This is a genomic window from Okeania sp. SIO3I5 (assembly GCF_010672085.1).
GTDB lineage: Bacteria > Cyanobacteriota > Cyanobacteriia > Cyanobacteriales > Microcoleaceae > Trichodesmium.
Genome location: NZ_JAAHHT010000017.1, coordinates 82,674 through 101,210 on the forward strand (window position 1 = coordinate 82,674; position 18,537 = coordinate 101,210).

An 18,537-nucleotide genomic window follows, 5' to 3' on the forward strand; every position below is an offset into this window, starting at 1 on the left:
AATCTCACCATCTAATAATTCTCTTTCATCTGATTTAACTACCTCAATTTTTGACAATTCCGGATTATTTTTGACTATATTTTCCTCTCGGTTAACTGTTACTTCATTTGTGTCTACTTGACCAGAAACAAACCATCTATCTTCTAGTTTATTCTCGAGATTTTTGACTTCTTGATTTTGACCTTGAATATTTGGCTTCTCTTGTTCATCACGACCTAGTAAATCAGTGATATTTTCCCTCATCTCCGATTCTTCAGATAGTGCTTTTGATTCATCTTCAATCTCACCATCTAATAATTCTCTTTCATCTGATTTAACTACCTCAATTTTTGACAATTCCGGATTATTTTTGACTATATTTTCCTCTCGGTTAACTGTTACTTCATTTGTGTCTACTTGACCAGAAACAAACCATCTATCTTCTAGTTTATTCTCGAGATTTTTGACTTCTTGATTTTGACCTTGAATATTTGGCTTCTCTTGTTCATCACGACCTAGTAAATCAGTGATATTTTCCCTCATCTCCGATTCTTCAGATAGTGCTTTTGATTCATCTTCAATCTGACCATCTAATAATTCTCTTTCATCTGATTTAATTTCCTCAATTTTTGACAATTCTGGATTATCTCTTTCTGTATTTTCCTCTCCGTTAACTGTTACTTCATTTGTGTCTACTTGACCAGAAAAAAACGATATATCTTCATTAATAATCAAATCCTTTGGCGGCTCAGGTTGAGAACCTGCTACTGTATATAGTTCGTTATTTTGTGGTTCTAATTGTTGTGAAAAATCTGAAGTATCATACTCAGTGGGCAATACTTCTAGATGGACAATATGTTGCTTTGCTTCCTTTGATGATGTACTTAGTTTAGCTTGACAACGAAATTCCCATTTACCAGGCTTGAGGCGGGTAAATGGGATAATAGAAATAAGACCTTGAGAGTGGGTACGACTAAAACGTTTATGAGCTCGCCTTAAAGGTGGGATTTCTTCAGTAGAATCGTGAATAATCCGAATCTGGACCTCTGTATTGGCTATATGGGTATTAGCCACAATACGATAGCGACCTTCTAGAATTTCCACATCGGCTGATTCTAAAGGTAGCCAGCTTTGGTCTCCCTCTTTCTGTAGCAAAAATTCCCAGTTTGACATCTACGGCTACAGCTTTACTTTACAAAATATATATTCTTAAGTTTATCTCAGATTATTAGTGATCTGAATAATTTTAGGCGATCAAGTCATATTTTTTTAATCTTAATATTTTTTTAATATTTTTATTATCACAAACAAGCATTTTTGTCAAGTGTACTTATACTAAATTAAAATATTTCTCCAAAAGAGTAATCCTACAGATGTATAGATATTATAAAAGTGAGGCGATATACGCAGCAATATCAACTAGACAATAATTCTAGACAATAAATTTTAAGTTTTTCCTACTGAAAAACTTAATATAGCTAAGAAAAAATTGGGTCTAAAACTCTGCCTTTTAAGGTGAAATGTTTTTGGAAAGTTGCTCACCCATCCCCGTTACAAAAACAACTTCTAACTTCTTTAAGAATCCCAACCCAAAGTCGTTTCTATTTCGGTTGCTAGAGACATAGGATCGAACGGTTTAGTAATTACTCCATTTATTCCCAACTCAAAAAATTGACGGCGATCGTCTGAAGTAACTTTCGCTGTCAGAAAAATTACTGGAATTTGCTTAGTAGCAGGATTAGCTCGTAATTCTTGAAAAGTAGCAAATCCATCTAGTTCAGGCATCATTACATCCAAGAGAATAGCATCTGCTTGTTCTAGTTCTGCTTTAGCAATACCTTCCTTACCTGAACTACCAGTAATTACTTGCCAACCAGTAACGATTTCTAAACTCAGTTGGGCGACTTCCCTAATATCATCTTGATCGTCTATTAGTAAAATTTGTTTTTTTGTCATCCGAATCCACTCTTAAAAAGTCTTAACTTTTTTGACACTCTTGTTACAACAGTTGCTGATTTAGAGAATAGACATCTCCAATAAGAAAAAATCAAATTAATTATCGTACAGATCCCTAATCCCTCTTTACAGAAATAATCAATTCGGTAGTCCTGCTCGCGTAATGGCGAAGACTGAATACATAAGTTTTGTAATTTCTTCCCACACCTCCCACACCTCCCACACCTCCCACACCTCCCACACCTCCCACACCTCCCACACCTCCCCCACCTCCCACACCTCCCACACCTCCCACACCTCCCACCCCTCCCACACCCAAACGACTAACCCCTAGCAACCTACTTCTCCGCAACTCNGTAATGAGTAATGAGTAATGAGTAAGGAGTAAGGAGTAAGGAGTAAGGAGTAATATCAAATCCGGTTGAATACAAGAGTGTATTGTTGGGGGAGATGGTCCGATTGTCCGATTTAATAATGAACATATACTATATAACCGGATTCTATATCAACCCTAACAAAACACCATGACCAGAAAGCATTCATGGCTAGAATAGAACCAGACCTATAATGAACCTTCTTAGAACCACTCCAATCTCGCACAGGAACAACTCCCAATATCTTCCGAAACCGCCTCAGACTCAAATCCTTGGTTGTAGGCTTTCCAGAAACTTTCCCTGTAGACACAATAATTTCTGGTCGGTAATCGCTACCAAAGAATTTCTCTATAGGATATATCTGAGATAAAATTATCGCTTGCTGGTTCAGACCAAATTGAAAGTCATCTTGCATCACTGATATATACTCAGAGAATTTATCTTTAGTTAAAGCAGGGTAAATAAATGTACCAGGATTAGAATAATCATTGACCAACAATTGAGCGAAAGTTTCCGCCCATAATCGCCTTGTCACAGTTTTATTCTCAGACAAAAGCTCTTTCAAGGTGTATGCAAAGCTAATCCCTTTCCTTCGGACGACCAAGTCAGGATATTTAGAGCGTATCGTTTCTATTAAAAGTTCTGGTTTTTGATCTAGAACTTCCGGGGTTTCTACTTCAGGGGTAAAATAAAAATAATTTTATATTACCCATTTGGGATCTATTATTGGGAAGTGTGGGAGGTGTGGGAGGTGTGGGAAGTGTGGGAGGTGTGGGAAGTGTGGGAGGTGGGTGTGGGAAGTGTGGGAAGTGTGGGAAGTGTGGGAAGTTTGGTCCGTACAGGACTCAAAAAATGTAGGGTTGTAAATATTCTAGCTCAGACAATGAATGAGTAATGCCTACACAAGCGCTCCCCTACTCCCCTACTCCCCTACTCCCCTACTCCCTCTTTTCTAGAGATACCAAATGGCTTCTATATTACCCGCACACGCATCATCCAAGCCATGAGCAGTATAGGAAAACTCTTCATAACTGGTGTCAGAATCTTTCGGATGATGGAGTCTAAATTTGTCTTTCCCATCAATAGTTTTTGACAAAGCAGCTACATTGCTCCAATCGCTCTCATCAGTTACATTTATCCTTACTAAACGGGGAGCTATGTCTTCCAACTTCCCAGCATCTAATAAATGAGGTTTAATCCTATCGGCAAGTGTTTCAGTACCGTCTGTCTGAGGTTCTGCAAGTGCTTGTTCATCTTGAGGTTTTAAGAGTTCAGTTAGACAAATTGCGATCAACCGCTCCCGCGTCAAACCACGAAAGAACATTTTGTCCGTATCAAAACTCAATAGTTCACCTTGAGAGTCTTCAAAACTACCTATGCAGGAAGTTCCGTGGAAAACTTCCATTAAGGTTGAATTTTCCTTATTGAATGAGTATTTTAATTCTAGCGTGGGATTGATGTTCTTAATCCCCTCCGCTATTGCTTCCACTAATGGTGTAGGAGTAGCTTCTATTAATCCTGGTTGCTCACACCAACCTACTCCCCCCTCCCACAGTCGCTCGGACACCTCAGGTTTTGCAGCTTCCCAAGGATCGGGGAAATGAGCTTGAAAGACAGAATCAAAATAGGATTTTGTCAATGTTTTTCTGCTAATAGATGTTTCTTACTATCCGAGCCAGGGTCTAAATCAATTTTCTCCAAGACTCCCAATACAGGAGCAATAACTTCTGGAGGCGTGTACCAACAATCAGAAGATTTAGATGTGGTAGTTTTTTTGGCTACAGCGATATCCGTAATTTTTGGAGTCTCATCCGGTACAGGAGTCTCTAGTGTAACCCTCACCTCATCAATATTTTCTGGAGTATCATCGGATTCAATCTCAATTCGACGGAAGACATTATTTACCTCTACTGGCTTGAGTCGCTCAATTACCGTTTGCCTGCAATCCTGATTCCTGGAAAAAAAAGCTTCAAGTCGTTTTAGCAAATCTGAACCTTCCTTGTCATCAGATTTAATTTGCTCCATCTGATTCTCTGCTTGAGCTAATTGAACCTTGAGGATGGAAATTAAATTATCCTGTCGTTGAATTTTTGATTCTAGTAACATAATTGGTTGAGTAAAATTCAATGGTTATGGTTAAGGTAAAAAAACTTGATTGCTCCGTACTGGAGCGATGCTGTCAATCTATTAATCATCTGATGATGATTCCAGTCGCTTTGCTTGCCCTGCATTTATTCGTGCTTCAGACCTTTCAATCAACTTCTCCAAATTAATGCAAGCAATATCATCAAGAGAAAAGCCTAATTCGTCAGCCAACGCGGATAAGTAAAATAAGGTGTCTCCCAGTTTCAAAGCTAGCTCTGTTTTAATGTCATCATCTATATCTCCATCAGCAATAAATTTTTTACTTCAAATCTTTTTTTTGATGATATCAGCAGCGTTACCAGCTTCTCTAGGGAGAGCTATAGAGCAATATAATATTGCATCTTCTTTAGGGTAATGCATCAGCTCCATAGCATGAGTATGGTACTTCATAGCATGGTTTTGATAATAATCCAAATCTGACGTTATGTCCGACATAATAAAATTCCTCATGGTTTAGGTTAGCTAGCCTCTTTGGCCTTATTTTGTTCCTCTGTCCGAACCTGAGCAAATATCTCAGCAGCAATCAAGGAGTATCTAGCCCTGTGTTCAAGCTCTAGCTTAAGCTCGGCCTCAGTTAAATCAAAAGCTTCCTTGATATACAATTGCGAAGCTAATTCCGTAAACATTGTGCCCTCAATGCGCTCATTACTTGGTAGAGTAGCAACAAGACTATCCCGCAAATCCTCAGTGTTAAAGTTTGGTAAATCCATAATTCCTCCTAGATTATCACTTTGACGGACGAGTGTTACCGTAATCGCTGAACTTAAAGCGCCGCCTTTCCTGTGAGCTAAATTTAATCCTGAGCTTTTTCTGTTGCTCTGGAATAGTCCAAAGGTAATCAGGGAAAGTTCTGTGGCAAACTTCTAAATAATCAGGAGCTTCCACGAAATCACGGTATCTTTCAGCAGCATCGAAACCTTCACTTTGCTTTAAAAACTGATACTGATCCTGTTGTCCTGGTGTCATTATCCTCAATCCAATTTGACCAATATTTGGTACAACCTAAAGCCTGCTCCATAATAATAAGCATCATGTTCCTCCAGGCCTTCAACCTCAATCATATAAAGGGTGTCGCCTGGTTCGAGAGTCAGCTCAAAGATAGCATTGGATACATTGAGGTTGACATCGAAAATTCTACTTAGCGCCACCACTGCATCCCCGTCCCTGGAACACTGGTAAAAAGTCGCCTCTTATAGCATTGATTTTATTGTCAGATGTTCATCTTTACCTAGCTTAATCAGATCGTCAGCTAAAAGTGATACTTTGAGGTATTGTGTAGATTCATTTTCCAATAAATCCAATAATTTCAGCCAAAAGTTAAAACTTACATATTCTGTCCCCATGGTTTCCTCTCTGGATTATTTTTGATTCACTAGCCACTCTGTGTACGCGATGGTGTCTGCGGGTTCTTTCCTGGAAGCCTTGTAATTAGGTTGCTGGGATAATTGATAGCCATCGCAAATTAGCCACTTATTCATGCTAGCGATAAAACTTTCAATGTCAGATTTATCGCCAATTATGCGGACACTCAAAGTTGGTTTAGCATTCATTTGATTTATGTTGCTCCCATGCCAGCTCAAAGCATTCGGCTGATTCTATGGCTTTTTTAGCACAACGTAATTTCGCTCTCAAGATTGGATAAAGCGCTCACAGTTATCCACCGCATCTAATAGGCAACCGCCTGCTTTGGATACAAAGTTGAATAATCCTTTCAGGAGTTTTGCTACTTTGTTTGTCTCTTGAACTCTTGCCAATAAGTTACGGCAGTTATCTAGTTCGCTCAAAAAGTTTTCTATTTTGTCACTAAGTTTCACTGTTAATCTCCACAAATTCCAATGGGCAATGCCAGACTTACATTTTGGAGAGAAAATTTTGAAAACATTCTCATTTATTACGTTCAACCTTAACGACTTTTTTAACCTGGATTATAAATTTGCATTTATACCTCCATTTAAAAAATAACAAGCCATATGACAAGTTAGAAGTAAAGCACTGTAGCAGTTATCTAGGGTGGCAACTTAAGCAGGATTAACGAGGAAGTCAGTTATGGAAGATTTACTATTCAACTTGTTCTTATTATTAGTCTTTTTAGTAGGAGCAATACTAGGCTTCCTAATAAATAATGAGGATGAAGATTAAGCGCTCGCCTCCCATCAAAGTAATTTAATTATTGGATAAAACAAGATGCTTACCACATTACAACAGCCAGAAATAACAGTCAAAAAATTTAGTGAATTAATATTTTGGCACGAAGAAATTGCCGATTTGATGCACCACGACTCTCAAGCAGGAACGTGTCCTAAAACCATCCAATGATTTGATGATTGGATCACATTTAAGCCCACCTTCTATAGTGTACATTTAGTAAAAATTGACAAGGGAAAAATACAATTCTATGTATTCATCTGCGCCAATAAAATTGTCGGTATAAAAAACAAACTAATGGCTATAGAACCTCCTGGCTTTAAATTAACTGAACACATTAAATACTTAGCAGAAATACCCTTGGTTAACTTCATAGGACAGGCGATAGATAAAGTTGTAAATAAGCAAGATAAGTTCTCTCAATCAGCCGTAAGATTGTTTTTCCTATTTTTACTGCAAAGCATGCATAAAAAATTCCAGACTAACATCCCACAAGCAATATGATTTATTTGAATTTGTTTCAGACGACATTGACAGGAACATAGACCTGTTAGTTGCTTAATTTCCCTGTGAAATTCTTCAATTTTTCATCTGGTTTGAGATTCAAATTCTACATCATCTTTGCTGCATTGGTTCAAGTCATGATATGGCAATATATTCTGTTCTGTTGGTCGAAACAGTTGCCCAGAAAAGCTTGACTTTTTTATCCCTCGGAAAACCTTTGACTTTAATTATTTTCCCCGTTCTTTTTTCTGATTCATTCCAGCTTAATTCAGCAATATTTTTATATTTTTCTACACCACCAGTATCATCTACGTGCGCGATTTACTTTTAAGGGACAATAATAAATTTTTCCTAAATTATCTATCAATGCCATTAATCTTTGTGTTGCATACCAGCTATCCATTAATACAATTTTAAATGGTAATTTCTTGTTACTTATCACATTTAATATTATTTATTCAACATGATCTATTTTAGTTTTGTTGTCAACTTCTGGATCATAAATACGGTAATCTATTATCCAAAAATGTTCGTTTTGTGGATTAAAATAGATACAATTAACTATTCCTATACCCCGAATTACTTGATGTTCATTACCACTATATTGTCGTCGCACAAGTGCCTCTTTCAGAGGAGCTACGCTATCAATTTTTTAGCATATTTTTTTTTATTGATTACTGTATCATCAAAAATTAGATACCCCTCTGTACATTGAACAATTTCCTCTTTCACATTTCGCCATAAGTCTTGTGTTTGCGCAGAATTCCGCAGGAAACTTAAAGACTCTATTTTCAAATAACGATTAATCGTATCATGGCTGATGTTTTTTAAGTGATTTGCGCTTATTAGTTATAGTATAATTTGTAGAAGAACTTAGCAAATATTGATATGGGATCAATATAGTTAAAATTCATATCGTTAGCGGAGCTTTGCGTCAGCAATCACTCTATACAACATTTATAGATAATTATATTATAAGCACGAGTATTTTGATGAAATTTATGAACATGGAGCAACCCTTATCAAACTTAGAGCAGTACACTATATATAGTGTCTTGGCCTAAGTCCTGATAATGATACTTGCCTTGAGGCGCTCGCTTAAAAGATTATAGCGATCGCTTTACTTACTATACACTATATTGGGAATCCGCAATTTCTTGATATATAAAAAACGTCAAATTAAACAGAAAAATATATTATAAACCTGGTACATTATTAGTAATTTATCTTCGTCGGAAAAAATTCATAAAGTATATAGTCAAAGAATGGGAATTGAGGCCATGTTTAAAGATTGTAAAAGTGGAGGTTATAATCTTGAAGAAGTAAAAGCAAATGAAATTAGATGAAATAATTTGATTTTACTAATAGCTATTTCTTACACAATTAGTTCATTTCAAGGACAAAAAATCAAAAATCAAGGGATTCAAAAATATATATCAAGAACGAATGAAAAAGATAGAATAGAGAGAAGAAATAGTAACTTTTGGATTGGATTATCTGGTGTTTCATGGACATTATATTATAATTTCATTCAAGAATGGGTTGAAAATTTAATGATGCTAAATTCTCATAAATTACCCTATTATCGAAAAGGAATTAAAGCTATGTCAAAGATTAATACGCTGTACAATAGTTGATTTTTGATGATTAATTAAAATTAATAAGAGTTACCTTTTTTACAATATTGTTTGCTTTTTAATTTGAACTATTATTCAACCTAGATGGGGGGTGTAGGCGAGCGCTCTGCGCTCGCACTACACCCCTTCCATTCTCAATAAGCTTGACATTTAACTTGAACTATTATTCAGCTTAATCTATAAATTCCTTGATATATCTATCTTCCAGCTTGCTTGTCACCCCGTGAGGCTGCTGATTTATGTTTTTTGGGAAATAACTTGAAAAACGAGTCAGTAATCGTCCCTATCGTTTTTGCTTGGAGTTGAAATATTGCGGAGAAAATCATGATGAAAAATTGACAAAAGAAAAACAGTTTTATTAGTAGAGAAAGAATGATAGTTAGCGATCGCGTTCCTCAAGAAAAACTATCTTCTGCCCATTTTAATAGTTTTTGCTTTTGATGCGCTGCAATAAATATATTTGTCGTTATAAATCCTCCCAACTTTGGGAGGCTTTATAACAGGAACCAGTCTAAAAATTAGGCTCTAATAAGTGCTGACTTGCTGATATAATTTTTTGTACTTCGGGTGCAGATAAACCATCTAAACATTGCATTTTTGAAGTGCTATTAATATCAATTAACCTATCAGAAAATTTTAAGCAATCTGATAATTTCTCTATTGAATCATCATCCTCAGTACGTTCGCGCCAGTGCCATTCTAAGCTGTAGTAATTAGCTGTAGATCCATCAGACAGTCCCTTAGAATGTTTGATGTACTTCGGGCAAAATACACCAATAGCCGGGTTAACTCCCTTTGACTGCAACTGAACAATTAAGCGGTTAAAGTCGTCAAGGGAGCGCGTTTTAATGTAGCTCACCATTACACAATTATCAGGAATTTATTCCGAACTTCCTGGTTCCGCAACCAGAAATAGTTGCCCCCAAAGCTTGTTACTGGTGCTACCCAGGTCGCCGTGGAACTTGCTAAATTTAAGAATACTGCAATGTAGTTTGTTTCCCACTGGTGTTTCTCCAAGTGTCCAGCACCCACTTTGACAGTTATTGCGAATTCCTATTGCCAAGTCCGGTACTAATATAGAGTTTGTTGCTGGTAAACCGAATACTGCATCCATTATCCATTATTGTTGCTGACATAATATAATTATAGTCGCGCCAATGTTTGATGTAACAGTATTTCTGAGTGTTTTTAGCTACCCGACATTGGATGTTATGCTTTTGGGATATCAAGGTCACTAATTGCATCTATTTGTCCTTCACTAAACCCGTGGTACTTTAATTTTTGTGCGTTGCCAGGCCACAAGTCATTGTTGATATCTTCCCACCGGCAAATATAGGATGTGCCGTCTAAAACCTCCATAACCATCTCTTTACCCCTCTTCTCAAATTTCAAGGTTAGGGTAGGATTGATTTTTGCCACCTCACTGGCAGCTAACTCTAGTAATGGTGTCGGAACTACTTCTACTTCTTTAGGCTCCGGTGTAGGTTCAGTTTCAGAACTGAAACTGAGTTCCATTTGCTGTACCTCTACGCTTGGCTTTGATGGCTCGGAGTTTGGTTTGTTTCCATTCGGTGTACCAGTCTGGGGCTTTGGGGCGGGTGCTACTCCTGTGAAAGTATTGGCTGCTATTTCCGGTTCTGAGATGATTTTCTCTAACTGCTCTCGTTCCTCTGGGGATAATGGTTGATGCTTTGCTGGCCTTAAATCAGATTTGTCGCAAATTATCGCTTCTCCTTCTACTAAGATTGCCCGTTTGTCTTCCCCTTGAATCAGTTCGCCGTGTAGGTAATATCCTAGATAAGTTGCCTTGCGCTTAATTTTGGTACCAGGTTCAGTATACTGGAATCGGTGGCCTAATGTTGCTGGTGCTTTTTTTAAGTTGCTTGCTACTCCTAGACACTGGAGATAATTGCGTTCCGGGATAGTGCAAAGCTCCCATAATTCTTTGGTTTTTGCCTCTCCGATTTCTGCCTTGAATGATTCTAGTTCGGTGCGGGTTCGCTTGGAGACTAACTCGGAATGTAAGACCAATAGTTCCTCTGTTGAGTCTGTAGCAGGTTCTGGGTTTTGAGGAGTATTAGTTTCTAAAGCTTGGCTAGGTTTGGTTAAATTTTCTGATTTTGACTCTGAGCTAGTGGTCATTTTTTCTGTGAATTTTTGTTGATTTCTTTCTAATATTTTATTAAATTCTTCATTCAGCTTGGCTATTTCTGCTGCCTCACTAGAGCATGGCGATTCAATTTTTTCTTCAGTTTGGGAGGTGGGTTGAGGTGGTGTTTCGCCATGCAATGAATCGTAGGCTTCGAGTTCCTCTGGACTATAGTTGGATTGTGCCTCTGTTTGTTGCTGTTTGAGATTTTCCTGCTCTTCCATCTCAGCGATCGCCTCTTCTCCCATAATTTCAATTTTCACGGGAGCCGGTTTTGGTTCTGGTTCTTTGTACTTGAGGCGATCGCTTACGACTGATTGATAGTCTGGGTGTTGTTCCAATAAAGTCTCAAGTTCTAATATTGTTGTCTGAAATTTTGAATCAATTTTTTTTAGGTCAGTTAGCCGGGACGTTGCTTGTTCTAACTGATTTTTCAAAATCGAAACTAATTGTTCCTGGTTGTGGATTTCTTCGGATTTTAGTAACATTAGATTTGCCTTGGTTAATTAAATTGTTGGTTAACTGGGAACTTTGGGACATCATCTGGGCTTTCTCAGGGCGTGATGATGTCCTTTTTTGTTGTCTCAAGCTTTAAGCTTATGTAGATAATAGCGAGTTAACTTCAAATCGTAAAGGGTAAAACATGGGAATTTTGAAGTTAACTTGTTATAGTAAAGGTGGACATCTGTTGGTCAACTAGCATGGCTAAATCAAAAACCAAAAACAAAAAATATCCAACGCCAGGCAATCCTGGACTAAATAAATATTATTTTCAAGCTAAAAATCCGGAAAAGGCTAAAAATAAATTACTTGCTGTGAAAGTTGATGAGGATACGTTAGGCAATATCAAAAATCTTCCCAATTGGCAGGACAAAGTAAGAGCAAAATTGGATGAACTTTTGCAGGAGGAAAGGGCGATCGCTCTCACAGAAACATATTCTATAGGTGTTGGGGTGGGTGGTTCTGCTAGTGGCGAGTAAATGTGATTCTAGAGTTTAACTTTCCTGGCGGGAAGTCCCGCGCTCTCCATCCCCCCTAACCCCCCTTTGGAAGCTATGCTTTATAAACATCTTTCTTAACATAAAACTTGACAACATAGACAAGTTATGTTTAAGTCTTGAATCGGCTTTTTCAGGAGAAAAATGTATTGAATTAGACACGCTTGAGTGAAGACTGTAGAAAGAATTCTTCCTCCCCCTCCTCCCCATCCTCCCCATCCTCCCCACCCTCCCACAAGGGTTTCAAGAGTTCCTTATAAGGGATAGCTTTGGAAGGGGGGAGGGGAGCGTCGGGATGAAAGCCAGGGCCAGGATTTGGATACCTTCATAAGCTAAACGTTTATATGCCCTTGACACTTTTAGGAGCATTTTGTTATTATCAATATCAATACAGGGGGAGGACATCACCTCTGTCATGCGCAGCGGTCAGGGTTTCCCAGACTGAAGAATCCCGCGTTGTCCCGTAAGGGCAACGTCGGGAGTATGTCAACGCAGAGGGTTGACATTTTTGCCTATAATTGCTAGGTTCAAATTACAACTCAACAGGCTTTTTACAAGCGGGTCGGGTCGGTATTCGCAATACCTCCCCTCCCCTGGCCTCTAAGTTGGATGTGCAACTCACAGGTTAATAGATCTGGTATATCAGACCAATGTAACGCGTCAAGAGCGACGTGCCGCATTTCATCGCTTAAACATACCCCAGGATTATCCCCAACCACGATTCAATATAGGAGATTTGGTTCACACCGACGACGGAGATGATAGAGAGATTGTCGGTATGATTCTGTACAGAAACAAAACTAAGGCTTGGTGACAATATAAGCTCGATCTGTTCATGGATTCTCCCAACTTCTGGAATAAGCAGGGGAAGTTATTGAATTCTGAGTGGGTTTACGAAGTGATATCATGTCCGGTTGAATAATTATAAATAAGGAGGGAGGAGTCAGGAGTCAGGAGGGTTTCTTCCAGTTGTCACTTAACTCTATACACAAACGATGCTACCGGACATGATATGAGTCCTTCCTCGGATTCCTATAAAGAGTATCAACTGACTGAGCTTTGACTTTATAGTTAGGGAGAAGTTTCTCCCTAACTATTTTGTTGAATTTTATGGGGAGTAGGGGAGCGTCTTTGCGTAAGTCCTAAAATATTAAAAACTTTGATAGTGAATTGGCATAGCATCAATACGTTGAGGAATAGCTTCTCAACCTAATTTTTGCTGTACTTCTCTTACCTTTAACCCAGGAGCTTGCAGTCTTTCATAAGTTCCACAAGGCAGAATATCCATTTCTTCCAATCGAAGACTCATTGCTTGCACGGATACGCCATAGTAATGAGCCAAAGTGAATAAATCAGTTGGTGTAAACTTTTCGTCTTGGTTGTTACGATAAATATTGTTAAACTGCTTTAGTAAACTACTTGTTGGCACCAAAAAATACTTAGGAAAAGCTTGAGCTAATTTGGTTGTTATTGTACCGAGTTAGTTGATTGCAGCTTGTCTTGGTACTCGAATAAAATGCAAATACCCAGAAGCCATAGACCAACGTCTTTTTTCTTCAGGATGATTTGCATTAACTGCCATACAACTACCAAGGTTTTTTTCGTAAATGTACATTTGGTTAATATTTGATGGCATCTTCAAGTAGAAAATATGCACTCCGACATTTTGCCCTAAAACATCTCTAAGTATAGGAATAGGTTTATCTCCAAGCTTTAGTCGCTCACGTTCTTTGTATTTAGTTGGCCGACGCTACAACACTTTGGCGAGTAAAGTGGTGTCGGCTTTTGTCATTTCTAGCGAACTGCTTCCAACATTTCGCTAGATACTTCTTAATTATATAAGATATTTCTTAATTGCTTGCGCCACAGAATCAAGGAAAAATCAGACATTGTATATTGACTATGCAACAAGATTTGATTCTAGCTTGACATCTAAAAGCCAAAATCATCAAGATTACGAGGATTTAGAGGCCGAACAGCATTTACAAGACTAGATAGGATTCGTTCATCGACCGAGTTTTGATTTTATAGTTAGGGAGCTAATCTCCCTAACTATTTTGTTGGATTTTATAGGGAGTAGGGGGGGGTTGGTTGGAGAGCAAGAGAGCAGAAGGGGTAAAAGCTTACCAGAAATTCCCAACAAATGTTTAACCGGTTCTTGATAGGAAAACCTAGAAAAACCTAGGAAAACCCAGGAAAACCTAGGCTAGTTCCTCTAGTAGAAAATCTCGTAGTTAGGGAGCTAATCTCCCTAACTTTTCAATAGAAATTTAATTACGATTTAGCCATGCAATCAATCAGAAAGGCTAGAATCTCGAAAGAACTAGCTTAAGCGGAAGTAGCGCCAATGATGGGGATGGATGTTCCTTACTATTTCAGGTTCGAGAATGATTGGTATATTTACGACCAAGCGACATTAAACAGGGTCAAGAAAATACTCGGTGTTGAAGTTAAACTGATAGAAATCACTCAGCATCAGTATTTCAAATCTTTTTCTGACTACGACTTCAGCCAGAAATTGTACTTTTTCAAAGTTGAAGGAATTAAAAAATCTTCAGATTATTTTGACTCGTGGATTGTCATGCAAAATTATATTGAAGGTGTGATTGATGGGCTGATTGGCACCTTGTTCTGAGCGGGGAGAAATTGTTACAGTCAAATTAGGGAACGAATTAATTATTTGACATCATCCGTGCATCCGTGGCAAAATTCGTGTCTAGCTCTTTTTAATTTTAGGGAAACTCCAGAAATTTTGCCGTCACGCACCTTATTGAAGTCAGAAGTTTGAAGTCAGAAGAGTAAAGTTAAATTCTTGTTGTGACTAATCTTTTGGATGGTGAGTAATTTATATCGAACGCTCGATATATTTTATTCGACTCTAGGAGAAAAACGTAAAACTGAGTGTGGCGATCGCGCTGTGAGATAATCATGATCATTTTCCATCATCGTTGCTAGACACAGATTCGGGCACGGATCAACGGATTAATGATTTGGCAGCATCCGTGCATCCGTGGCAAAATCCTTGTCGAGCAACATCAAGGGGTTCGGGTTTGGAGACCAAATCCCTACGGTTTCTAATTGTTTAGGGGCGATCGCTTTGTGAGATAATCATGATCATTTTCCATCATCATTGCTAGACACAGATTCGGGCACGGATCAACGGATTAATGATTTGGCATCATTCCTGCATCCGTGGCAAAATTCGTGTCGAGCAACATCAAGGGGTTCGGGTTTGGAGACCAAACCCCTACGCTTTCTAATTGTTTAGGGACGGGGCGATCGCTCTGTGAGATAATCATGATCATTTTCCATCATCGTTGCTAGACACAGATTCGGGCACGGATCAACGGATTAATGATTTGACATCATCCGTGCATCCGTGGCAAAATCCTTGTCGAGCAACATCAAGGGGTTCGGGTTTGGAGACCAAACCCCTACGGTTTCTGCTGGTTTAGGGGCGATCGCTCTGTGAGATAATCATGATCATTTTCCATCATCCCTGCTAGACACAGATTCGGGCACGGATCAACGGATTAATTATTTGCCATCATCCGTGCATCCGTGGCAAAATTCGTGTCTAGCTCTTTTTCAGTTATCAGTTATCAGTTATCAGTTATCAGTTATTCAGTTATTCAGTTATCATCGTCCGTACTAGACACAGATTCGGGCACGGATCAACGGATTAATTATTTGACATCATCCGTGCATCCGTGGCAAAATCCGTGTCTAGCTCTTTTCAATTTTCGGGAAACTCTAGAAATTTTGCCGTCACGCACCTTTTTTTGAGATGGTAGATAATTTGACGGTGCGTTACGGCGCCATGTAATCTTTGAGAGTTCAACCATAATTTGTGGTAAGCGCCTAACGCACCCTACTAAACCTACTCTGGGATTGCTTCGTTCCACTCCGTTCCACTCGCAATGACTTGACGGTAATTAAGCTGAAACCCTTAGATGTTAAACTCTACAAGTCTCTACGCGAGAGAAGAGAACCTCCATAAAACCAAATACTTTTCTTTTCTCCAGTATTAACGGGAGATGCCCCACAAAATGCGTACTTATGTCCCATTCTATGTCATCATGCCATTTCCCCTCTTTGCACCATCCTATTTCCTTTCCAAACCTTTCCCATATTTCGGCATTATACTCTTTTGTACCACCCAAACCCTGATAAATTTGCTTCTGAACAGAAAAGCCAAACTTACCATTACTATATCTTACCCACAGTTGGTCTATTTTACGGAGGTCTTCACAAGGAAAATTTTCTAGTTCTGTAAAGGTAAGATATTCACGCTCTTCCTTTCCCGCAGTTTGTAACATTACTCGCCAAGTTTCCCGATCAGCTTCTTGCCACTGTTGATTTTTTAAATAATTTTCGAGTTGCCTAAAGCGCACATTCCTAATATCAGAACTTACCTTTTTAAATACTCGCAAGGTTTCCCGATCAGCTTCTTGCCACTGTTGATTTTTTAAATAATTTTCGAGTTGCCTCAAACGCACATCCTGAACATAAGAACTTAGCTGTTTCACTTCTGCTTCAAAGTCTGGATCAACTTGCCGAGGATATTCTCTCCAGCAGTTATAGGCAAGATCCGCTGCTTTTTGACTGCCATCCTGCAATAACTCATAAACAAACCGACTAAAATGAATAGGTTTTAGTTGTGCTGTACAAAGAATAATAGTTTCCCGCCACCAAGACTTATCCCAGTTTTCTATCAACAAATCTTCCTGCTGTTTTTCCTTAATTTCAACTGCAGCTAAATATCCCTGAAAACTCAAATGAGCAAATTCATAATCCCAGTCGCGCTTAACCAATAATTCGCTCACTTCCTCAACTTGCTGCAAAAAATTTTTCGGAGCGATCGCCTCACCTAAATTACCAATATAAGTCTTCAATTGTGACAAAAGCTCTTTCTTATTAATTTGAGACTGATTAGATTGAACCATATACAGAGCTAATTCTTGTAAAACCTTTTTGCCATCCTCACGGTTTAGCAACATCTCAATTTTTTTCACCAGAGGGCGATCGCCAAGCTGCATCCGGCATATTTCTGCATACAAATCTATTCTACGTTTAGGAAGTTCTTCACCAGAATAAGAACTGTGCAATTTAACAATAATGTTCAGCAATAGAGGATTTTTCGATAGATCGCTCAATTCCGAACTTTCTTGTAACTGAGCCACTAAATTATTTGCTTGGCGATCGGCTTCCTGCTTGACTGATGGGTTATTCGGTTCCACGCTCCGATGACGTTCTAGACTCACATACCAACTCTGAATAAATCTTTCTTGTTGTGACTCACTCAGAGGTTTAACAAATAGAGAATTAAGTTTGCTATCTCTTGCATAACTACGATATCCACTAGGGCGAGAAGTAACAATAAAAAAACATGAGTAATAATCTTTTATAGCTTTTTTTATCCACTCCATCACCGCATCTCGCCACTCCTCCTTCACCTCATCAAGTCCATCCAGCATCACCAGCATCTTACCAGTCTGGAGTTGATTTTTCACCCACTTCGGCGGTAACTTCAGAGTTTTTCGTTTTGGCAAATTAGGGATGTGAAACTCTTCAATTAAAGTAAGTAAATCTATTTGTTTACCATCAGCAGTCGAAATAATTTGGTTTTGGCAACGTCGCAAATAAAGTAAAACAGGAATTAGATCGGGTGCATTCCGAATATTTCTAGTTTTGCTTGCGTAACTATAGGCAATGTGCCGTAGTAGAGTTGTTTTTCCATAACCTCCCCATGCTTGAATTACTAAATGACGGTATCCAGGGTTTCTCTTCCCGTTGCCAAGGACATCCCAAATTTTTAAGCCTTCATCTTTTAGGAGCCTTTTAATAATCTCCTTATCCCATTTGAACCCAGGAAGTCCCGGTAAATCTTCACCATCAGCCCCTCGAAAAAAATCACCGCTCAAACCTAACGGTACAAACACATCTTTCAGTAACGGTTTGAAAGTTTTAGCCACACCTTCAGTCGTATAATGGAGGCAGTCATTTTTCTGATATTCCAAATATTTATTTTTTGTCCCTGCTAGCTGCCAACGCATAGTTTCATCCAGCTTGTTCAGGAACGTCATTAGAGAGTTAGCATCATTTTTGCCTCGTTCCTGATAAACTGCTCCAAGTTGTGTGAGAAAGCCTTCATTATATCTTGCCCAAACAACAGTGACGATAGTAACAGGAAAAGTAATTAAAGCATTCACCCATTCTTGGTTGAGCAAAAAAGAGAACAACAAACCACCACTACCCCCCAATGGCATCCACTGGATAAAAGCCTGGGTTGTACCAGATACAAATTTTTGAGCAATTTTCCGTTCAGCTTCTACAGAAGGGGTTTGTGGTTGAGAAGGTTCCTGAGTCTCGTTTTGTTTTTCGTTGTCAGACATCCTGATTTTTATTCCTTTATCTTTTTTATCTACAACTTCACAATAGATTATCCATTTTCCTGAACCGGATGGAAATGTCTACCTTTTTCTAAAAAACAGGACTTACGCAAAATATTAATTCATACACCATATGTAGGGGCGATTCGCTTGCTCGCCCCTACAGTTCGCTCTTTGCCCCTACGAGATATGGCGCTTCTGCGTAAGTCCTAAAAAAGCTAATACTTTCCCAAAATACTTATCTAATCAGGACTTACG

27 protein-coding genes and 1 pseudogene are annotated in these 18,537 nt (G+C 38.6%); 8 read left to right on the plus strand and 20 right to left on the minus strand.

The annotated features are described in order from the left end of the window. The 4 genes and pseudogenes from F6K40_RS06140 to F6K40_RS06155 all read right to left on the minus strand — a co-directional run. A pseudogene (locus F6K40_RS06140) lies at positions 1–1,152 on the minus strand (hypothetical protein); the annotation flags it as partial. 402 nt (positions 1,153–1,554) lie between these two features. Next, complete coding sequence (locus tag F6K40_RS06145) at positions 1,555–1,935, minus strand: response regulator (RefSeq protein ID WP_293132846.1); 381 nt, start codon at positions 1,933–1,935, stop codon at positions 1,555–1,557. Between the two features lie 138 nt (positions 1,936–2,073). Continuing rightward, positions 2,074–2,250 carry a hypothetical protein gene (locus F6K40_RS06150; protein ID WP_293132849.1) on the minus strand — a complete coding sequence of 59 codons (177 nt, stop codon included), beginning with the start codon at positions 2,248–2,250 and terminating at the stop codon, positions 2,074–2,076. Between the two features lie 153 nt (positions 2,251–2,403). Then, complete coding sequence (locus F6K40_RS06155; RefSeq protein WP_293132852.1) at positions 2,404–2,844, minus strand: hypothetical protein; 441 nt, start codon at positions 2,842–2,844, stop codon at positions 2,404–2,406. Positions 2,845–3,042: 198 nt separating this feature from the next. On the opposite strand from F6K40_RS06155, the gene F6K40_RS06160 reads away from it, so the two are divergent. Further along, positions 3,043–3,204, plus strand: coding sequence for a hypothetical protein (locus F6K40_RS06160; protein ID WP_293132854.1), 162 nt, complete (start codon positions 3,043–3,045; stop codon positions 3,202–3,204). A 57-nt stretch (positions 3,205–3,261) separates the two neighbouring features. Here the strand turns inward: F6K40_RS06160 and F6K40_RS06165 are convergent, their stop codons facing one another. The 7 genes from F6K40_RS06165 to F6K40_RS06195 form a co-directional block, all read right to left on the minus strand. Beyond that, positions 3,262–3,948 (minus strand): hypothetical protein, encoded by a 687-nt coding sequence (locus F6K40_RS06165; protein WP_293132857.1) that lies wholly within the window; start codon positions 3,946–3,948, stop codon positions 3,262–3,264. Next, a complete protein-coding gene (locus tag F6K40_RS06170; RefSeq protein ID WP_293132860.1) occupies positions 3,945–4,415 on the minus strand; it encodes a hypothetical protein in 471 nt (156 codons plus the stop codon). Before F6K40_RS06170 ends, F6K40_RS06165 begins: the two co-directional genes overlap by 4 nt. 81 nt (positions 4,416–4,496) lie before the next feature. Continuing rightward, on the minus strand, positions 4,497–4,706 hold the full coding sequence (locus F6K40_RS06175) for a MazG nucleotide pyrophosphohydrolase domain-containing protein (protein ID WP_483143764.1): 210 nt from the start codon (positions 4,704–4,706) through the stop codon (positions 4,497–4,499). A gap of 206 nt (positions 4,707–4,912) precedes the next feature. After that, complete coding sequence (locus F6K40_RS06180) at positions 4,913–5,164, minus strand: hypothetical protein (RefSeq protein WP_293132863.1); 252 nt, start codon at positions 5,162–5,164, stop codon at positions 4,913–4,915. 16 nt (positions 5,165–5,180) lie between these two features. Beyond that, the gene (locus F6K40_RS06185; protein ID WP_293132865.1) at positions 5,181–5,420 is read right to left on the minus strand and encodes a hypothetical protein; all 240 of its coding nucleotides are present in this window, start codon (positions 5,418–5,420) and stop codon (positions 5,181–5,183) included. A 224-nt stretch (positions 5,421–5,644) separates the two neighbouring features. Continuing rightward, entirely contained in the window at positions 5,645–5,797 is a 153-nt protein-coding gene (locus F6K40_RS06190; protein ID WP_293132869.1) for a hypothetical protein, read from the minus strand. 285 nt (positions 5,798–6,082) lie between these two features. Next, entirely contained in the window at positions 6,083–6,268 is a 186-nt protein-coding gene (locus tag F6K40_RS06195) for a hypothetical protein (RefSeq protein WP_293132872.1), read from the minus strand. A gap of 370 nt (positions 6,269–6,638) precedes the next feature. Between F6K40_RS06195 and F6K40_RS06200 the strand changes: the two genes are divergently transcribed. Together F6K40_RS06200 and F6K40_RS06205 are read left to right on the plus strand one after the other, a co-directional pair. Further along, positions 6,639–6,770: a hypothetical protein gene (locus F6K40_RS06200; protein ID WP_293132874.1), complete on the plus strand. Its 132-nt coding sequence runs from the start codon at positions 6,639–6,641 to the stop codon at positions 6,768–6,770. 126 nt (positions 6,771–6,896) lie between these two features. Beyond that, a complete protein-coding gene (locus tag F6K40_RS06205) occupies positions 6,897–7,103 on the plus strand; it encodes a hypothetical protein (RefSeq protein ID WP_293133098.1) in 207 nt (68 codons plus the stop codon). Between the two features lie 454 nt (positions 7,104–7,557). Here the strand turns inward: F6K40_RS06205 and F6K40_RS41320 are convergent, their stop codons facing one another. Continuing rightward, positions 7,558–7,719, minus strand: a complete 162-nt coding sequence (locus F6K40_RS41320; RefSeq protein ID WP_375340551.1) for a hypothetical protein — start codon at positions 7,717–7,719, stop codon at positions 7,558–7,560. A gap of 598 nt (positions 7,720–8,317) precedes the next feature. Between F6K40_RS41320 and F6K40_RS40660 the strand changes: the two genes are divergently transcribed. Both F6K40_RS40660 and F6K40_RS06215 read left to right on the plus strand, forming a co-directional pair. After that, positions 8,318–8,449 carry a hypothetical protein gene (locus F6K40_RS40660; protein WP_365670422.1) on the plus strand — a complete coding sequence of 44 codons (132 nt, stop codon included), beginning with the start codon at positions 8,318–8,320 and terminating at the stop codon, positions 8,447–8,449. Positions 8,450–8,455: 6 nt separating this feature from the next. Beyond that, positions 8,456–8,740 (plus strand): hypothetical protein, encoded by a 285-nt coding sequence (locus F6K40_RS06215; RefSeq protein WP_293132877.1) that lies wholly within the window; start codon positions 8,456–8,458, stop codon positions 8,738–8,740. Between the two features lie 511 nt (positions 8,741–9,251). On the opposite strand, the gene F6K40_RS06220 is transcribed toward F6K40_RS06215, so the two are convergent. From F6K40_RS06220 to F6K40_RS06230, 3 genes are all read right to left on the minus strand, one after another. Then, positions 9,252–9,602: a hypothetical protein gene (locus F6K40_RS06220; RefSeq protein ID WP_293132880.1), complete on the minus strand. Its 351-nt coding sequence runs from the start codon at positions 9,600–9,602 to the stop codon at positions 9,252–9,254. A gap of 18 nt (positions 9,603–9,620) precedes the next feature. Further along, complete coding sequence (locus tag F6K40_RS06225; protein ID WP_293132883.1) at positions 9,621–9,854, minus strand: hypothetical protein; 234 nt, start codon at positions 9,852–9,854, stop codon at positions 9,621–9,623. A 95-nt stretch (positions 9,855–9,949) separates the two neighbouring features. Then, positions 9,950–11,377 (minus strand): hypothetical protein, encoded by a 1,428-nt coding sequence (locus F6K40_RS06230; RefSeq protein ID WP_293132886.1) that lies wholly within the window; start codon positions 11,375–11,377, stop codon positions 9,950–9,952. Positions 11,378–11,590: 213 nt separating this feature from the next. Here F6K40_RS06230 and F6K40_RS06235 point away from each other — a divergent pair, with 213 nt between their 5' ends. Beyond that, positions 11,591–11,869, plus strand: a complete 279-nt coding sequence (locus tag F6K40_RS06235; protein ID WP_293132888.1) for a hypothetical protein — start codon at positions 11,591–11,593, stop codon at positions 11,867–11,869. Positions 11,870–13,091: 1,222 nt separating this feature from the next. On the opposite strand, the gene F6K40_RS06240 is transcribed toward F6K40_RS06235, so the two are convergent. Beyond that, on the minus strand, positions 13,092–13,319 hold the full coding sequence (locus F6K40_RS06240) for a hypothetical protein (protein ID WP_365670364.1): 228 nt from the start codon (positions 13,317–13,319) through the stop codon (positions 13,092–13,094). Positions 13,320–13,367: 48 nt separating this feature from the next. Continuing rightward, on the minus strand, positions 13,368–13,544 hold the full coding sequence (locus F6K40_RS06245) for a hypothetical protein (RefSeq protein WP_365670367.1): 177 nt from the start codon (positions 13,542–13,544) through the stop codon (positions 13,368–13,370). Between the two features lie 690 nt (positions 13,545–14,234). On the opposite strand from F6K40_RS06245, the gene F6K40_RS06250 reads away from it, so the two are divergent. Beyond that, entirely contained in the window at positions 14,235–14,522 is a 288-nt protein-coding gene (locus F6K40_RS06250; protein ID WP_293132894.1) for a hypothetical protein, read from the plus strand. A gap of 313 nt (positions 14,523–14,835) precedes the next feature. Beyond that, on the plus strand, positions 14,836–14,973 hold the full coding sequence (locus F6K40_RS06255; protein WP_293132897.1) for a hypothetical protein: 138 nt from the start codon (positions 14,836–14,838) through the stop codon (positions 14,971–14,973). A 78-nt stretch (positions 14,974–15,051) separates the two neighbouring features. Here the strand turns inward: F6K40_RS06255 and F6K40_RS06260 are convergent, their stop codons facing one another. From F6K40_RS06260 to F6K40_RS06270, 3 genes are all read right to left on the minus strand, one after another. Further along, positions 15,052–15,186 carry a hypothetical protein gene (locus F6K40_RS06260; protein WP_293132899.1) on the minus strand — a complete coding sequence of 45 codons (135 nt, stop codon included), beginning with the start codon at positions 15,184–15,186 and terminating at the stop codon, positions 15,052–15,054. Positions 15,187–15,573: 387 nt separating this feature from the next. Beyond that, positions 15,574–15,792, minus strand: a complete 219-nt coding sequence (locus tag F6K40_RS06265) for a hypothetical protein (RefSeq protein WP_293132902.1) — start codon at positions 15,790–15,792, stop codon at positions 15,574–15,576. A gap of 51 nt (positions 15,793–15,843) precedes the next feature. Then, positions 15,844–18,282: a GUN4 domain-containing protein gene (locus F6K40_RS06270; RefSeq protein WP_293132905.1), complete on the minus strand. Its 2,439-nt coding sequence runs from the start codon at positions 18,280–18,282 to the stop codon at positions 15,844–15,846. Positions 18,283–18,537: the final 255 nt, after the last annotated feature.